The sequence below is a fragment of the Deltaproteobacteria bacterium genome (assembly GCA_016709225.1).
Taxonomy (GTDB): Bacteria; Myxococcota_A; Polyangia; order Nannocystales; family Nannocystaceae; genus Xiheibacterium; species Xiheibacterium phototrophicum.
In genome coordinates, this window is record JADJEE010000002.1 from 995628 (window position 1) to 1010857 (window position 15230).

16 protein-coding genes are annotated in these 15230 nt (G+C 70.1%); 11 read left to right on the forward strand and 5 right to left on the reverse strand.

The annotated features are described in order from the left end of the window. Positions 1–24: 24 nt before the first annotated feature. Together IPH07_18330 and IPH07_18335 are read right to left on the reverse strand one after the other, a co-directional pair. Positions 25–1677, reverse strand: coding sequence for a hypothetical protein (locus tag IPH07_18330; GenBank protein ID MBK6919359.1), 1653 nt, complete (start codon positions 1675–1677; stop codon positions 25–27). 76 nt (positions 1678–1753) lie between these two features. Then, positions 1754–2353, reverse strand: a complete 600-nt coding sequence (locus IPH07_18335; protein MBK6919360.1) for a hypothetical protein — start codon at positions 2351–2353, stop codon at positions 1754–1756. 144 nt (positions 2354–2497) lie between these two features. On the opposite strand from IPH07_18335, the gene IPH07_18340 reads away from it, so the two are divergent. Beyond that, on the forward strand, positions 2498–3880 hold the full coding sequence (locus IPH07_18340) for a VCBS repeat-containing protein (GenBank protein MBK6919361.1): 1383 nt from the start codon (positions 2498–2500) through the stop codon (positions 3878–3880). 86 nt (positions 3881–3966) lie between these two features. Beyond that, positions 3967–4929, forward strand: coding sequence for a hypothetical protein (locus IPH07_18345; protein MBK6919362.1), 963 nt, complete (start codon positions 3967–3969; stop codon positions 4927–4929). A gap of 3 nt (positions 4930–4932) precedes the next feature. Here IPH07_18345 and IPH07_18350 read toward each other — a convergent pair whose 3' ends face one another. Continuing rightward, positions 4933–5733, reverse strand: a complete 801-nt coding sequence (locus tag IPH07_18350; GenBank protein MBK6919363.1) for a DUF4253 domain-containing protein — start codon at positions 5731–5733, stop codon at positions 4933–4935. A 144-nt stretch (positions 5734–5877) separates the two neighbouring features. Between IPH07_18350 and IPH07_18355 the strand changes: the two genes are divergently transcribed. The 4 genes from IPH07_18355 to IPH07_18370 all read left to right on the forward strand — a co-directional run bounded on the left by IPH07_18355 (position 5878) and on the right by IPH07_18370 (position 8304). Further along, positions 5878–6441, forward strand: a complete 564-nt coding sequence (locus IPH07_18355) for a hypothetical protein (protein MBK6919364.1) — start codon at positions 5878–5880, stop codon at positions 6439–6441. A 137-nt stretch (positions 6442–6578) separates the two neighbouring features. Continuing rightward, positions 6579–7313, forward strand: coding sequence for a hypothetical protein (locus IPH07_18360; protein MBK6919365.1), 735 nt, complete (start codon positions 6579–6581; stop codon positions 7311–7313). Between the two features lie 99 nt (positions 7314–7412). Continuing rightward, a complete protein-coding gene (locus IPH07_18365) occupies positions 7413–7772 on the forward strand; it encodes a winged helix-turn-helix transcriptional regulator (protein ID MBK6919366.1) in 360 nt (119 codons plus the stop codon). A gap of 40 nt (positions 7773–7812) precedes the next feature. Continuing rightward, a complete protein-coding gene (locus IPH07_18370; GenBank protein ID MBK6919367.1) occupies positions 7813–8304 on the forward strand; it encodes an SRPBCC domain-containing protein in 492 nt (163 codons plus the stop codon). Between the two features lie 13 nt (positions 8305–8317). Here the strand turns inward: IPH07_18370 and IPH07_18375 are convergent, their stop codons facing one another. Beyond that, on the reverse strand, positions 8318–9511 hold the full coding sequence (locus IPH07_18375; protein ID MBK6919368.1) for a hypothetical protein: 1194 nt from the start codon (positions 9509–9511) through the stop codon (positions 8318–8320). Positions 9512–9702: 191 nt separating this feature from the next. On the opposite strand from IPH07_18375, the gene IPH07_18380 reads away from it, so the two are divergent. From IPH07_18380 to IPH07_18400, 5 genes are all read left to right on the forward strand, one after another. Then, a complete protein-coding gene (locus tag IPH07_18380; GenBank protein MBK6919369.1) occupies positions 9703–10800 on the forward strand; it encodes a carboxypeptidase regulatory-like domain-containing protein in 1098 nt (365 codons plus the stop codon). A 135-nt stretch (positions 10801–10935) separates the two neighbouring features. After that, complete coding sequence (locus tag IPH07_18385) at positions 10936–11460, forward strand: hypothetical protein (protein MBK6919370.1); 525 nt, start codon at positions 10936–10938, stop codon at positions 11458–11460. A gap of 223 nt (positions 11461–11683) precedes the next feature. Next, positions 11684–12319 carry a hypothetical protein gene (locus tag IPH07_18390; protein ID MBK6919371.1) on the forward strand — a complete coding sequence of 212 codons (636 nt, stop codon included), beginning with the start codon at positions 11684–11686 and terminating at the stop codon, positions 12317–12319. Between the two features lie 7 nt (positions 12320–12326). Further along, complete coding sequence (locus IPH07_18395; GenBank protein MBK6919372.1) at positions 12327–12761, forward strand: hypothetical protein; 435 nt, start codon at positions 12327–12329, stop codon at positions 12759–12761. A gap of 225 nt (positions 12762–12986) precedes the next feature. Beyond that, positions 12987–13730, forward strand: a complete 744-nt coding sequence (locus tag IPH07_18400; protein ID MBK6919373.1) for a hypothetical protein — start codon at positions 12987–12989, stop codon at positions 13728–13730. A gap of 640 nt (positions 13731–14370) precedes the next feature. On the opposite strand, the gene IPH07_18405 is transcribed toward IPH07_18400, so the two are convergent. Then, on the reverse strand, positions 14371–15207 hold the full coding sequence (locus tag IPH07_18405; protein MBK6919374.1) for a hypothetical protein: 837 nt from the start codon (positions 15205–15207) through the stop codon (positions 14371–14373). Positions 15208–15230 lie beyond the last annotated feature (23 nt).

Sequence of the window (15230 nt, forward strand, 5' to 3'; positions counted from 1 at the left end):
AGCATACTGCAGCCCGGACGCGCGTCAGGGCGCGTCGCGCCGGACCGCACGCAGCTGGTGCCGCTCGCGGATCGCCGCGCGATCGATCGGCAGGCGCTGGCCTTCCTCGACGCGGTGCAGCGCCGTGACGCCCGCGAAGTCCTGCGGCAACGGCATGACGATCTGTCGATCGAGGCTGTCGGGCAGCGTGCGGACGAGCGCGGGCATCCGCACGCTGCGGCCGTCGTGGTAGGCGAGATCGATCGCGAGCTCGCCGGGCACCGCGCGCCCGAGCCCGCCGGGCACCGTGATCCAGTCCTCGCTGCCGTGCGCGCCGATCGTACCGACCAGCAGCGACCCCGAGTACGGATCATCGCCCGCCGGCGCACCGCCGCCGGGATAGCCGGAATCCCAGGTCGACAGCGTCTCGACGAACGGCTGCACCTTGTTCCAACCCCAGGTGCCGACCCACACCGGGTGGCAGTACGTCATGTAGTCCTTGTTCACCGTCGGGTGGCGCAGATCGAAATCCACCACGCCGAAGCCCCACTCGCCGACCACCCCGCCCTCGTTGGGGTAGCTCGGGTCGGGTCCGCCCTCTTCGCCGTTGCAGTACACGTGGTACCGGCCCTGCGTGTGGCCGACCTCGTGCACGAAGGTCTCCGCCGACCAGTCGGGGTCGAGCGACAACCCCGACGAGACCCGCTGGTACGCGAGGTCCATCGTCGGATCGGAGGGGATGCCGAATGCCTGCCCGCCCGCGTCGCCGAGTCCGCCGGAGCACACGTCGACGAGCCCGTAGTAGTACATCTCGGGCGGCGCGTTCTCCTCGAATCGAAGGTCGCTGAGGTACGAATTGAGCTGTCCGAAGTTCGACAGCGGGGTGTTCCAGTCGACCGGCTCGTGCAGCGTGAACTCGAGGCGATCGATGGGATTCATCATGAAGATGAGATCCTGGAACAGCTGCATCGTCGTCTCCGAGGTGTCGGGCTCGGTGACGCAGCTGCCACCATCGTCGTAGTTGAACGGCACCAGCGTGACCTTGATCAGCTGGTAGCTGTCTTCGATGCCCACCAACACCGGCGCGCCTTCGACCTCCGGGAAGTAGGGCGGGCTCTCGGGCGCGCCCTCGGCATAGGCGGGATCGTGTTCGTACAGCTCGATGGCGTAGCTCAGCCCCGGTACCGCGCGCTCGGCCTCGATGCCCCAGAAGAACACCCGCGCGAGATCACCGATGAAGGCGTCGCCGTCGACCAGCTTGGTCTGCACGATGCGCTCGGTGGTGCCGTCGGGCCACGAGAGCAGCAGGTGCGCCTCGATCTCGCGCGGCTCGAAGTCGGGCTCGAGCGTCCAGAACGCGCGGATCAACGTCACGCGGTTCTTCAGCAGTCGCGCGAGTCGGTCGGCCGGCCCGACCCACGCGCCGTCCTGTCCGATCGGCACGCCCACGCCCTGGTTGGCCTCGACCCAGTCGATGTGGATGCCCCGGGCGGGGATCATCGCGGGCGTCGGCGCACCGGTGGTGCTGCCCTCGGCCCCGGTGCCGTCGACCGCCCCGGTGGAGTCGGCCGCGGAGGTCGATGGGGTCGCGCCGTCATCACCGGTGGTGCCGCTGGGCTGCGCGTCACCGGTCTCACCGCATGCCGAGAGCAGCAGGGACGCGACCACGGGGGAGAGCAGGCGCTGGATCGGAGCCATGTGTGGACGCTAGCAAATGCGCGCTCGGAACGGGTGAGCCTCGCACGAGCCTCATCGGCGCAGATCTGGCAGCGCGTCATGGCGCGTGCGACGGGACCAGGCCGCGACCGGCGGGCTCGCCGGCCGGCGCCGCCGCTGCCAACGCGCCGTCCAGCCGACGCAGCAGCTCGGTACCGCGACGGTCGGGCATGACATCGGCGTCGGCGAGCGCGCGCAGGATCTCCCGCGCTCGCCCGCGCTGGTAGGGATCGGCGGCCAGCGCCTCGGCGAGCGCGAGCCGGTCGCGCGGATCGTCGTAGCCCATCGCGACGCGATAGGTGAGCACCAGCTGAGCCCAGGCGAGGTTCATGCCCACGCGCTCCGCGATCGTCATCTTGCGCGGACGCACCGCGAACACGCGGCCGTGGCTGCGCACCACCGCCAGCGCCGCGACCTTCTGCAGGCTGAACGCGATGTCCTCGAGTCGCGAGGCCGGCAGCGCCGCGGTGACGTAGTCGTCGTTCATGGCGGTGTCGACCGCGTCGACGTAGTCGCCGCGCTCGAGCGCATCGGTCGCCATCTCGAGCTCCATGCTCCCGTCCCACACGCACGCCTGCGCCGGCGCGCCGTGGCCGATCAGCGCCGCCGCGATGCCGAGGGAGAACACCCGCCCGAGTCGTGATCGCTGCGTCGCCATGGCGTCATCGAGGGGTAGCATGTCCGGGCCGACGGCGCCGCTCGCCCGCGGCCGATGCGACGCACCGTCGGCGTCGGGCGGTACGCCGCGGTGGGCGACGCCCCAGGGGTGGCGGCGATCCGATGCTGGGGTACGATGTTCTCCATGACTTGCGCTGCCCCCAGCCCCTCGACACCGTCGTTCCTCCAGCACCGCCGCGATGCCGCTCGCACGGTGCGAAGGGCGGCGCTCTGGCTCGGGGCCCTGGCCTGCGGCGGCTGCTTCGACCCCTCGCACACCGAGCAGAGCGGTGGCACCGACGGCAGCGGCAGCACGTCGAGCGGCACCGCGACCACGGCGTCCACCACCGCCACCACGACCGCGAGCACCACGACCGCGAGCGCCACGGGCACGGTCGACGACTCGAGCGCAACCATGTCCAGCATGACGATGGGCGACTCGACCGACACCGCGAGCGACTCGTCGTCGAGCGGCGGCGAGGTCTCCGATTGCCCCGGCGGCGCGCCCACGGTGGGCGATGCGCCTTACCAGGTCAACATGCTGCTGGCGGGGCACGACGCCAACGATGTCGACGTCGGCGACATCGACGGCGACGGCCACCTCGACCTCGTGGTGCTCTCGCGGGCCGGCGGTGCGGTCGAGACCTTCTTCGGCGACGGCACCGGCGTCATCGCCAGCGACGGCATCACGCCGCTGCAGATGAACGGCTTCCCCGACACCGTGCGGCTGGCGGCGATCGCCGACGACACCCTGGATCTGTTCGTGCACATGGAGGGCCCGGTCGAGCTATGGGTCGTGCGCGGCGACGGGGCCGGCAATTGGCCCACCCCGCAGGTGTTCGACTTCACCTACGTGCGCGCGATCGACATCGCCGATCTGAACGGCGACGACGTCCGCGATCTCGCCTACGTCGGCGCCTCCGACCTCGAGATCCGCCTGGGCCAGCCCACCGAGACCTTCGGCACCGCGTCGCACTACGGCACCAACACCGGCAGCGCCGTGCGGGCCGCCGACGTCACCGGCGACGGCGTGCCCGACGTCGTCACCGCCGACTACGGCTCGACCGAGCTGCTGGTCTACGGCGGGGTCGGCGACGGCACGTTCACCGCGCTGCCGACCATCGTGACGGGCTCGGCGATCTCGGGCGCGGACGTGGGCCTGCTCGACGACGACGAGCTGCTCGATCTGGTGCTGACGACCTCCGACGATCTGCGCATCTTCTACGGTGAGGCCGCGGGTGGCATCTCGACCACGCCAGGCACGGTCATCGACGATGCACTCACGCGGGTGCGTGTGGCCGACATCGATGACGACGGCGACGACGACCTGCTGACCCGCGACGGCAACGCGATCGAGATCCGCTTCTCCAACGGCGACACCACGTTCTCCGATCCCGTGGCCTTCGCCTGCCCGATGCCGGTGTTCTCGATGGTGGCCGGCGACTTCAACGAGGACTGCGTACCCGACCTCGTGGCGCCGATGGGCTCCGACCAGAGCCTCTGCCTGCTGATGTCCGATCGGGGCTGATCGCGGGCGCGCAGATCCTGCGACGACATCGCCGTCGCGGACTTTGCGTTGGCCCCCCGCGCGGGGCGACGGCAGTCTTCCCGTCGATGCGGGTGCTCGTGGTCTACGGGAGCAAGCGGGGCGGCACCGAGGGGCTGGCCCGTCAGGTCGCGACGACGCTGACGTCGTGCGGCCATGCGGTCGAGCTGCGCTCGGCGGCCACCGCCGTCGAGCTGGCGGACTTCGACGCGGTGGTGATCGGCGGCGCGTTGTATGCGGGGCTCTGGCACCGCGCCGCGCGTCGCTTCGCGCGACGACACATCGACGCCCTGCTGCAGCTGCCGGTGTGGCTGTTCTCGAGCGGGCCGCTCGACGACTCGGCCAGCCAGCGCGAGCTACCGCCGACCCCAGCGGTCGCACGCATCCAGCGACGACTCGACGCCCGCGGCCACGCGACGTTCGGTGGCCGGCTCGCGCGCGACGCCCACGGCCTCATCGCGCACGCGATGGCCGAGGGCGGCAAGTCCGGTGACTTCCGCGACATGCAGGCGGTCGACGCGTGGGCGCGGCGGATCGCCGACGCGCTCGCGCGGGCGCCCGTGACCTCGGGCCACGCGCCGCTGGTCCGCGATCGCACGCTGCGTACCGCCCTGCAGGCGGTGGCGTGGTTCGTCGCCGTCACCGCGATGATCGGCGGACTGCAGCTGCTGCTGCACCCGCACGGCGGCGCCCAGGGCCTGACGCCCGCGCTGCTCGCCCACTCGCCGTTTCGCACGTTTGTCGTGCCGGGCGTGCTGCTGCTCGGGGTGGTCGGGCTCGGCAACGCCGCGGCCGCGTGGCTGGTCGCGGCGCGCCATCGCCTCGCGTCGACCACGGCATTCGTCGCCGGTGGTGCGACCGCGGTGTGGATCGCCGTGGAGTACCTGCTGATCCAGAGCTTCAGCTGGTTGCAGGTGGTGTACCTCTTGCTCGGCCTCGCGACCCAGCTGCTCGCGATCGCATGGGCGAGGCGCCGCCTCGCGATCGAGCGGCGACGGACAGCCGCGCCGCGTCTGGCGGCAGCGCGCTAGGTACTAGTCCCACCAGAACGACCACGAGGTCGCGCCCACCAGTGTCTCGGCCAAGGCCTCGATGCTGCCCTCGCCCTGGTAGACGCAGTCGGAGCACACCGCCATGTGCTCGGCGGCAATGCGGCACGCGTGCTCGAAGTTCGTGGGCGGTCGCGTGACCGCCAGCTGCAGGGTGTCGAAGCCGATGCCGACCACGTACGCGCCGAAGCGGTCCTCCCACGTGCGCAGCACCGCCGCGAGTTGGCCCATGTCGCTGTAGTGATTGGTCGGGCCGGTCCACTGCAGCACCGCGACCGCGTCGGCCGGGCGCGTCACGCCGACCACGCCAAGCCGCCCCTGGGCAGCACCGACGCTCAGCACGAACGCGGCATCGTCGGGGGCCTGCGCGGTGGCGGGCGCGAGCCCTGGGAAGCGGCGATCGAACGGCGCGAGCACGGCCAACGCATCGTCGGACTCGCCCTGGCTCGGCACCATCGCAGCCCACCATGCGGACAGCACCGCGGCGGCGTCGTGGTCGGCGGGATCGGTCCCGGCGTCGAAGCCGATCTCGCCGGCGAACCACGGCCGGTCCTCGGTGCGGCGCAGCATCTCGAACACCAACGGCCACAGGCCGTGGCCCGCGAAGCCCTCGGCAATGTGCTGCCATCGTCGCGCGAGGCTCGGCGACGGCACGGCCTCGATCTGCGCCACGATGTCGGCGTCGCCGCGCAGCCGCGCCGCGCGACAGGTCGCGAGCCCGAGCTGCGTGAGCGCCGAGGGCTCGAGGGTGGCGGGGTCTCCGGCTCGATCGGCGCGTCGCTGCATCACCCAGGACGCTATCGCAGGCGCGCGCGCATCGCGACGGCTCTGCCCGTGGATTCGCACCAGGTCGCGCGCGAGTTCCAACGGCCACGCCGCGAGAAAACCTGATCGGTTCCGAGCGCTGCGACGTAGTACGCCCGGGGTCCCATGCGTCCAGTCACCATGCTCGTCGGCAATCGTCCCATCGGACGCGCGTACACCTGGGCCTATCCGTACGGCGAGGCCGAAGGCCTGTTCGTGATGCCGACCTACGCGCTCACCGTCGAGGGCACGCTACCGTCGGGCGAGCACGCCAAGCGCGACTTCGAGGTGTTCCGCTTCGGCGTGCACTGCCCCAAGAACGGCCGACCGGCGATGGTCGGCCTCGCGCAGCAGCAGACCCACGTCATCAAGTCGTGGATCTCGACCTACACCGTGCACAGCGCCGACTCGCCCGAGCGCGGCGCGTGGCAGGTGACCGGCAACTTCCTCATCCACGACGGCCCCGACAACCCGCTCTCGCGCGACGACGTCTACGCCTCGATCGGCTGCCTCGAGGTCTGCGGCGGGCCACTGGGCTTCGACGTCTTCAACGACTTCATCATCGCGCTGTCGGCCCCGCGCGCGGGCAGCCGCGACGCGCAGCTGCAGGAGATCGGCGGCGCGCACTCGATCCGCATCACGTACCTCGCGGCCACCCGACCGCCGCTGCAGCGCGCCTCCGCGTCCTGACGCCGCGGCGCGTGACTACGTGGGCGGCGCTGCGGCCGGTGCATTTGCCGGTCGCGCCGCACCAGGCCCTCGCCGCCGCGTGAGCGTGCGCGCCGGCCGATCGAATGCCACCCGCGCTCGGGGCGTACGCTTGGGGCATGCTCGATCGCGTCCTCATCGTCTGCGCGCTCCTCTCGACCGCCTGCGACGCGAGCGACACGCCACCCGCGACGGCGGCCTCTTCGCGCGACGCGTCGCCCCCGACGAGCCCCGCGACGGCGACCCGCGCGGCCGACGACGACGCGAGGCCGACACCCGCACCGGCGCCCGCGCCCACGTCGAAGACTCCGGTGCCCCCGGCAGCGCCGGCCGCCGCCACGCCGTCGCCGGCCGCCGCCACGCCGTCGTCCGCGGACCCCGAGCCCGCACCGCCGCTTGCGTTCGACGAGACGCTCGCGGGGCTCGGGCTGGGCATGACCGTCGCGCAGCTGCGGGAGGTCCGACCCGGGCTCGCGATCGACGGCGAGCCTCGCCAGGTCACGCCGGACAGCAGCACGCCCGGACCGACCAGCTACTACAGCCAACAGCTGCGCGACGGCTCGATCACCGTCGAGGTGCGGTCCAAGACCGTCGACGGGGTGCAGCGGGCCGCCGCCATCGCGATCGCCTTCGACGGTACCGAGGGCACCTCGAAGGGCGTCGCGATCGGGTCGCCGCTGCGCGCGTTCCAACGCGCCTACCCCAAGGCCTTCCGCCCGATGCCGCGGCAGCTTCCCGACGAGTACTGGGTGCCGCTGCAGGCCGATGCGATGCTGTTCGTGCTGATCGACGCGGGCAAGGTGTACTCGCTCGAGCTCGGCGCGGCGAAGCGCGTCGACGACATCGAGCTGTAGGCCGCTCGCAACCCGCAAGGAACCGCGGCCGCCGCGATCGTCGGGCCCACGTTGCCATGGGGCGTTGACCATCTGAAACCATTCGGTATAGTAAACCGCATGGTTTCGGATCGCTCCGCCCGGCTCGACCTGGTGTTCCACGCGCTGGCGCACCCGGCCCGTCGCGCGATCCTGCGGCAGCTCTCCGGCGGCGAGCGCAACCTCAGCGAGCTCGCCTCACCGCTGCGGATGACGTTCCCGGCTGCGACCAAGCACGTGCGCGTGCTCGAGCGCGCGATGCTCGTCCGTCGCCGCGTCGACGGCCGGCAGCACCTGTGTCGCCTGCGCGCCGCGCCGCTGGCGGCCGTCACGCGCTGGACCGAGCAGTTCCGCGAGCACTGGGAGGCGCGCTTCGAGGCGCTCGATGCCGTGCTCGACGACATGAAGCTGGAGGACGCCGGTCGTCGTCGTCGACGCTGACTCGTTCTCTCCGTTCGCAACCCTCGCCCAGGATCATCCCGTGCAACACCGACCCTTGCAGATCGCCACGCCCGACGACACCACCCTCGTGCTCACCCGCAGCTTCGACGCCCCGCGTCGGCTGGTGTGGGCCGCGATGTTCACCCCCGACAAGATGCGTCGCTGGATGTTGCCGCCGCCGGGGCTGACGCTGAGCCGCATCGAGTGCGACCCCCGCGAGGGCGGCAAGCTCAGCCTCGCGTGGACCGACGGCGAGCACGACCCCGTGATGACGCTCCAGGGCGTCTTCACCGAGGTCGTGCTCCACGAGCGTGCGGTCCACACCGAGCTGATGGCGCTCGCCTCGGGTCAGGTCATCGGCTCGCTCATCGAGACCCACGAGTTCACCGCCGACGGCGACGTCACGCACATGCGGATCACGCAGCGCTACGAGTCGAAGGAAGCCCGCGACGGCGCGCTCGGCTCGGGCATGGACGAGGGCATGGAGGCCTGCTACGTGCAGCTCGACAGCACCCTCGCCAACCCCGAATAGCACGCGCCCGGGTTCACGGCGTCGGGTCGAGCCCCGGCCCGATCGGCGTCCACGGCTGCCAGACGATGGGATTGCGATCGAAGTACAGCGACCACTGGTACGCGGTCTGCAGCTGCCGCACCGACGCATTCGGCGTGTAGGTCAGCCCCGTCGTGCCCGGCGCGTACTCCTCGGGGTCGCGGCACAGGCGAGAGTTCGCCCAGCCGGGCCCGCCGAGCGCGGGCCCGAGTAGCTCGAGGTTGTTCTGCGCGTTGCGCTGCAGGATCCCCGAGCCGGAGCTGCCGTGGCAGCCGAACAGATCGGTGTTGCCGGCGCCGATGCGTCGCCGCTGCGTACCGCCCGACCACGGCACCGAGTGCAGCGGCAGGATCGAGTTCATCGGCGACGCGAGGTAGTGGAAGTTGTTGCGCTTCGATTCGACCTCGTTCGGCACCGACGGGTTGTACATCGTGTAGTGATCCCAGCGATCGAGGTCCTGCGGATACACCACATCCGCGAGGTCACTGGGGATGAACAGCACCTCGTGATACCAGTACATCTCGACCGCGCCGGTGCCGGCCACGGGATCGTCGGCCGCGATGGGGATCCACTGCGCGTTGCTCGGCCGCGTCGGGCAGTAGAGCATCGCGACGTCGGCATTGATCGCGCAGTTGATGTTGTTCGACGATCCGCAGCGCGCCGAGACCGTGCACTGCATCGACGTCTTCTGGTACCCCGCCAGGTCCTGCGCGGCCTGCGTGAGCGGCTCGAAGTTGGGGAAGTTGCCGTCGAAGGTCGACGAGAACGCCAGCGACCAGTAGCTGATGTCGCTGATGTCGAGGTGGCTCACCGTGATCGGCTGGGTGTTGTTGGCGATGTGCGGCGCCGCCACGCAGTGCGCCGCCGTGATCGCGTAGTGCGGCGAGATGAACGTCACACCGCACGTCCCACGCACCGCAAATCCACCCACGGGCGCCGCCGGCGTGCCGTTGGCGTTCTTGATCGGCAGCTCGAGGTAGGCCGTCGCGCGCGCGCCGACCCCATCGTCCTGCACGTACTCGAAGTTGTTGCTCATGGCGTCGAAGTGGACCCGGAACGCCTCCTCGTCCTCGGGCGCCAGCACGCCCTCGAAGTCGTCCTCGGCCGTGCACGCGGCGGCAAGCGCGGCCAGGGTGAGCGCGGGGAGGAGCGAGCGGCGCAGAGAAGATCGCGGAAACGGCTTCGACATCGCCTGCCCAAGACTGGGCGGTGGCGATTTCGATCACGGGAATCTGCACCGGCCCCGCGTGGCCGAATGGACAGCCGAAGCGAGCACGGCACGGCGGGGCGCCTTGGCGTCCCCCAGCGCGGGCGACGACGAATCCCTGCGATCGACGCGCCGGCGCGGTCACAACTGCCGGCACGGGCCCACTGCTCGGCATGACCGCCATCCACCGCCCCCTTCGCCTCGCCCGCGCCGGCGCGCTCGCTGCCGCCTGCCTCCTCACCTCGAGCGTCGCAGTCGCTGCGCCGACGCTCGAGCTCGACAAGAAGGCCGTGCAGCAGCTCCGCCCGCTGCAGGCCCCTGCACAGGAGCCCGAGCCGTGGAAGACCACCGACATCATCGACGCACGCATCGACGTCAGCGCCCAGTACTCGTTGATGCGAATGTTCGGCGGCAACGTGTTCGAGCAGTTCACCGCCTCGCAGATCTCGAGTGCCGTGAAGGACGGCCGCATCGGCGGCATCTACATCGCCAATCAGCAGGTCCCCGCGCTGCGCGCCCGCGCGGCCGGTGGCAACTACTGGACGATGATTCCGCAGGGGCTCTCCTCGGTCTGCTACGACCAACCCGCTGGCAAGCCGCCCATCATCGTCATGCGCGAGGGCATCGCCAAGACCCCCGCGGTCGTCGACGACGCGATCGCCGACGCGTTTTGGTTCTGCAACGTCGGCGAGGTCGAGCCCCGGGGCTACGCCGCGAATCTGCCGCCCAAGCAGCCGCGCACCAAGCAGGGCTGCGAGGACGCCAAGGGCACCGGCGACATCGTCGTCACCGTTCGCCGGGGCGGCAAGGCCGTCGCCGGTCACACCGTCACCTTGACCGGCGTCGTCGATCGCACCGGCACCAGCAATGCCTCGGGCCTCGTCACCTTTGCCGCGCTGCCTGCCGGCGGCTACGTCGTCTCGTTCTCCGACGGCGCAGGCGGCTACGAGATGATCAGCCGCGAGGTCCGCGGCACCTGCCACGTCACCGTGGCCGCCGACCTCGCGCACGCCGGCAAGACCGCGCCTGCGGCCTGCGATCCCAGCAAGTACGCCAAGGAGTTCGACAAGTGCGGCCTCCCGCTGTTCGGCGCCGCCGTCAAGTGCGTCGCGAACGTGCACGCGAAGTACTGGACCGCCGGTGGCGGTGACAAGGGCGCCCGCGGGGCCCTCTCCGCACTGCTCGGCTGCTACAAGCTCCCGTCGCAGGTGCAGGGAGACGTCGACGCCTGCCGCAAGAAGGCCAACGCCGCCTCGGGGTGCTCGTACTGATCGAGGCCCGCGGCCCGGCCGCGCGCGTCGGGTGATCGCGCCGTGACATTGACGGCATCGTCGACCGCGCTACGAAATGGTTCGACGATGCCACGTCGCCGCATACCCGCTCGCAACCTCGCCCGCCGCCTCCTCGTGGCCGCCTCGCTCCTCGGTGCCCTGCACGGCTGCACCGCGAGCTCCGGCGACGCCGCACCGTCGCCATCGCCCACGGCCGTCCAGGCGCAGGGCTCGGTCGCGCCCTCCTGTCCCAGCATGGTCCTGCCGCCGCCACGGGTGCTCATCGAGCTGCAGCCCGCGATCACCCGCGACACCACGCTCGACCTCGAGCTCACCATCGACGGCAGGGCCGAGAGCTGCGCACTCGTCGTCTCCGACGTCGCGCCCAGCAAGACCGACGGCGATCGGGTCGTGGGCCCCACGACGCGCGCGCAGCTCGATTGCCCCTCGCTCGAGGTCTACGGCCTGCGCACCGACGGCGGCATCGGCCAGCTGCAGACCAAGGGCAAGCCGAACGCGCTGCGCCTCCGGGTCCTGCGCGCCGGCGTGGAGCTCGGCACGCTCACGGCCGAGCCGATCGCCTACGGAGCCGTCGAGCCCCACGGTGCCGGCTGTGGGAGCATCGAGCAGGCGGAGTACACGATCCAGCTCGGCGGCTGATCGGGCGATCACGTGCTGCGCGACGAGAAGCGGGGCCGTGGACGGCCGCACGCGCGCTGGATGTCGAGCCCCGCGTTCGCCCTTGCGTGGGGCGGTCCGAGGTAGGCGTCGTGCGGCGACGCCGTTTCGCGCGTGATGCCGGGCGACCGCGCCCAACCACACGTGCGCGTGCGACGTTCTCGGTTGCCGCAGCGCCGGACGCCGCCATGGTGTCGACGGCGGCATGAGCAAGAAGGGATCGGCAAGCACGTCGACGAAGCGCGGCCCCCTGGCATCGGCCCTGACGGATGCACGCCCAAGGGCGCTGAATCCCAGAGTTCTTGCGCGGGCCGGCCCAGCGGCCGTGGAGATCGCACCGCACGTACACCATTCAACGGGCAGCGGTAACCTCGCGTCCGTGACCCACGACGACGAGCCCATCGAACACGACCTGATCCGGACCGGCACCGCAGTCGAGTTCGAGGTCGTCGAGACCAAGGTCGAACCCACGGTCGGCGACGAGGACAGCCACGTCCGGATCGTCTTGCGGATGCCCGAAGACGATGTGGAGACGTTCTCGTTCGGCCTCATCTACACGATCGGCGTGCTCAGCTTCCACGACGGTCGCCCCCGCGGCGTCTCGGGCAGGTGGTTCGAGGACGACGACCAGTGGAGCGCGGCCGACATGCTTCGCGGGCTGCAGTTCGTGCGTGGTCGCCTGCACTGGCACGCCGACTACGTCCGCGGTCGTTGCATCAAGACGACCGTCGAGATTTCCCGCGACGGCACGGTGCTCGTCGAGACGGTGAACCGGGGTGAGGCCGCGACCCGATGGGTGGACAGGCTCGAGGGCAAGAAGTACCTCCAGGCCGTGGAGTAGCGCCGCGATGGGCTCCTTCACCGACCGCACTGGGCGACACTCGGGCGCCCGCAAGCAGATGCAGCAGGGGAAGATCTCGTTGCACCTCGTCGAGTTTGCGCAGCCGCTGATCGACGGCATCGTCGACGACACCGGCATCGAGCCCACCGAGGAGCAGGTTCGCAGCGTGCTGATGATCGCCGTGACGATCTGGAACGCCCAGGTCATGGAGCAGGTCGGCAAGGGATCCGAGTACGCGGACGAGGCCCGACGGCTGCTGAGCAGCATCCCAGGCCCGGCTGCGGGTGCCGCCGTCATCCAGAGCCTGCTGGACCGCAAGGCGAAGCTCTTCCCCGACGACCTCCGCTACATCGGCAACTTCGAGGTCTACCGCAACGACGCTGGCGAGCTGCGGGTGCAGGCGGAGGCTCGCCTGGAAGCGGGGCTGTGGAACGAGCATTGACGCAGGTGGTCGACGATGTGGACCGTGACGGGCTCGGCTCGGCAGCGATGCGCTGCGCCGAGCTTGGTCCGCAACAGATCCGACTGCACCCGACAAGGAGAAGGACGTTCGCTCCATCCTGGCTGCGCTCGACGGCGAGGTCTTCGTGCTCGACATCGGTGCACCGCCCTCGTGGGACGGCGTGCCTCTGGAGCCCCGCATCACCTGGGTCGACCTGAACTGGAGATGACGACGCATGACCGGCAGCGGGAACGCCTTCAGCGAACCATCGAATGGGCACGCAGGATCGAAGCACATCTCGCCGACGTGCGTGACGCCCACCTCGGCGAGGTTCACTTCCGGCCATCATCCACCGCGATCTCGATCATTGGCCTGCGACCGGACCGGCCGCAGCGTGGCAAGTCCACCATCACGAACATCGTAGGGTTGGCGGCGAACTTCGAGCGCGAGTACGCGGAGCATTGCGTCGCCTGTGACCACACGCGAGAGACACCGGAGAAGCGGCTACAGTCGTTCCTACTCGCGGGGGCCTGCCGCAACCGCCGACACATCCGCGACCTTCAGCTCGACGAGCAAGAGGCGCCGCTGCTGTTCGTGACCGACGAGCTGTCGCTGCCGGTGGAGAACGGCGAGATCGTCTGTGACATCCTTGCCCTGCACGGAGACCTCCCCGCGGCCATCGAGCTGAAACCTGCGCGGCAGATGAAGCGGCTGGTCGAGCAGGTCACCGACTACGCCGCATTGGTCGACGAGCACGCCGACCTCTTCGGTGAGCTCTATTCGGTGATCCTCGGCCGACGGGTCGAACTGCATGCGCCGTGCGAGCGATGGATCGTGTGGCCGCATCCCGTTCGGAATGCTCGCCACCCAAGGGAGGCCGAGCTGGCCGCCCTCGGCGTTCGCGTGGTCGGGTACGCCGAGATCGAAGAAGGGTTCGAGTTCAAGATCGGCAGAGCGGTCGACGGCTGACCCTTTCCAGGAAGACCCTGGTCAGATGCCCGCCGCCGAATCCTCCGAGCGCTCAGCTCAGCGACGGCGTGGCAGCAAGCGGAGTGCGTTCGTGCCCCGTGTGGAGAGAACAACTTTCGCAGTCCCGGCGAGGTATTGCCCGAAGTTGTGCCTCGCGTGAGCGCCGAGCATGAAGAAGGCGTCGACGAAGCCGGCGATCGCCAGAGGTTCTCGAGCTCGATCTTGCTGCCGTACATGCGGAGAGCGCCCAAGGTGGCCGAGGTGCTGCCGCTGCTGTACCTGCGTGGCCTGTCGACGGGCGACTTGGGGTCGAGGTCGTGCATCGATAGGGCGAGTGCAGTCATCGCCCCATCGTACCGACCTCGATCCCGCGGATTGGACAACCCGAGGAAGAAAGGACGGCCCGCCACCTCGCCGATGGCCGAAGCGCACGATTCCGACGTGAGCTCACCTCGGGATCCCCGTACGACGCCACGGTCGTCGTTCTCTCAGTGGAGGCGCCGGGCGTCGAACCGGCGCGCAGGGGTCGTGGGACGGGGAATTCGCGGGATTTCGTGTGGACCGACCGGTGTCGACGGGTATCGACCGATGCCGACCGACGCCGCGGGATGAGCTCGGGTGAGCTCGTCCCGCCCCGACGTCAGAAGCCGGAGGCCCACTGGGGCCGACCATCGATCGTCGCGATGGTGACGCAGTACGAGTCGTAGCGTCCGTGGGTGTGGCCAGAGATGTCGCATCGCTCGGCGTGCAGGATGTCGATCGTGACGATCGCGTGGCTGGCGAGGCAGTCCCGGTCGATCTCCCAGCGGGCTTCGTAGTCGACGTAGACGCGGATGTCACCGGCACCGGACCGGTACGACGCCTGGTCGAGGACGGTGTGGGCGCGGCCGGAGGACTCGAACTCGCTGCTGTACGGGGTCCCGCCCGTTCGGAGGTCGTTGAGGAAGAGGAGGTCGTTCCAGTCGATGTCGTCGGCAGCGACGGGCACGATGTCGATCGAGAGCTCGGTGTCGTCTCTGTTGTTCGTCCCCTCGCAGAGCGTCGCTGGCAGCAGGAAGGGCTCCGCGGGCTCGGGAACCGGTAGCTCCGCCGGACAGACGACGTGCTGGGAGTTGGCCGTGATGCGGTCGGAAACCCAGGGAGGGTGGTAGTCGAGCACGAGTGCCTCGGGCTCGGCGACGTCCGAAAGATGCAGACGCACCCAGTCACCTTCTATGAGCAGCAAAGCGCGTGCGTCCGTCACGGACACGTTCTCGTCGCCCGACGTCGACTGGAACCGACCCTGGAACGCGTAGCCATGCAGCGGACTCATGAACTCGTCGAGCCGTTCTTGCGCATGCTTCACGGCCGCATCGACGAGGTCGTCCTCGAGCCCATCGGGATGAGTGAGCTCGAGCTGTGGTGGATCAGTGCATACCGGGACGTCCACCGCGGCGCCGCAGCCCGTGAGCGCGGCTACCACGACCCATACGGCCATGCCGCTTCGTGCACCTACCACGC

Excerpts from the sequence above, each read along its gene's own strand:
- IPH07_18360 (MBK6919365.1), top strand. The coding sequence starts at position 6,579 with ATGCTCGATCGCGTCCTCATCGTCTGCGCGCTCCTCTCGACCGCCTGC.
- IPH07_18365 (MBK6919366.1), top strand. The coding sequence starts at position 7,413 with ATGGTTTCGGATCGCTCCGCCCGGCTCGACCTGGTGTTCCACGCGCTG.
- IPH07_18335 (MBK6919360.1), bottom strand. The coding sequence starts at position 2,353 with ATGGCGACGCAGCGATCACGACTCGGGCGGGTGTTCTCCCTCGGCATC.
- IPH07_18390 (MBK6919371.1), top strand. The coding sequence starts at position 11,684 with ATGAGCAAGAAGGGATCGGCAAGCACGTCGACGAAGCGCGGCCCCCTG.
- IPH07_18375 (MBK6919368.1), bottom strand. The coding sequence starts at position 9,511 with ATGTCGAAGCCGTTTCCGCGATCTTCTCTGCGCCGCTCGCTCCTCCCC.
- IPH07_18350 (MBK6919363.1), bottom strand. The coding sequence starts at position 5,733 with ATGCAGCGACGCGCCGATCGAGCCGGAGACCCCGCCACCCTCGAGCCC.
- IPH07_18345 (MBK6919362.1), top strand. The coding sequence starts at position 3,967 with ATGCGGGTGCTCGTGGTCTACGGGAGCAAGCGGGGCGGCACCGAGGGG.
- IPH07_18330 (MBK6919359.1), bottom strand. The coding sequence starts at position 1,677 with ATGGCTCCGATCCAGCGCCTGCTCTCCCCCGTGGTCGCGTCCCTGCTG.
- IPH07_18340 (MBK6919361.1), top strand. The coding sequence starts at position 2,498 with ATGACTTGCGCTGCCCCCAGCCCCTCGACACCGTCGTTCCTCCAGCAC.
- IPH07_18355 (MBK6919364.1), top strand. The coding sequence starts at position 5,878 with ATGCGTCCAGTCACCATGCTCGTCGGCAATCGTCCCATCGGACGCGCG.
- IPH07_18405 (MBK6919374.1), bottom strand. The coding sequence starts at position 15,207 with ATGGCCGTATGGGTCGTGGTAGCCGCGCTCACGGGCTGCGGCGCCGCG.
- IPH07_18400 (MBK6919373.1), top strand. The coding sequence starts at position 12,987 with ATGACGACGCATGACCGGCAGCGGGAACGCCTTCAGCGAACCATCGAA.
- IPH07_18380 (MBK6919369.1), top strand. The coding sequence starts at position 9,703 with ATGACCGCCATCCACCGCCCCCTTCGCCTCGCCCGCGCCGGCGCGCTC.
- IPH07_18395 (MBK6919372.1), top strand. The coding sequence starts at position 12,327 with ATGGGCTCCTTCACCGACCGCACTGGGCGACACTCGGGCGCCCGCAAG.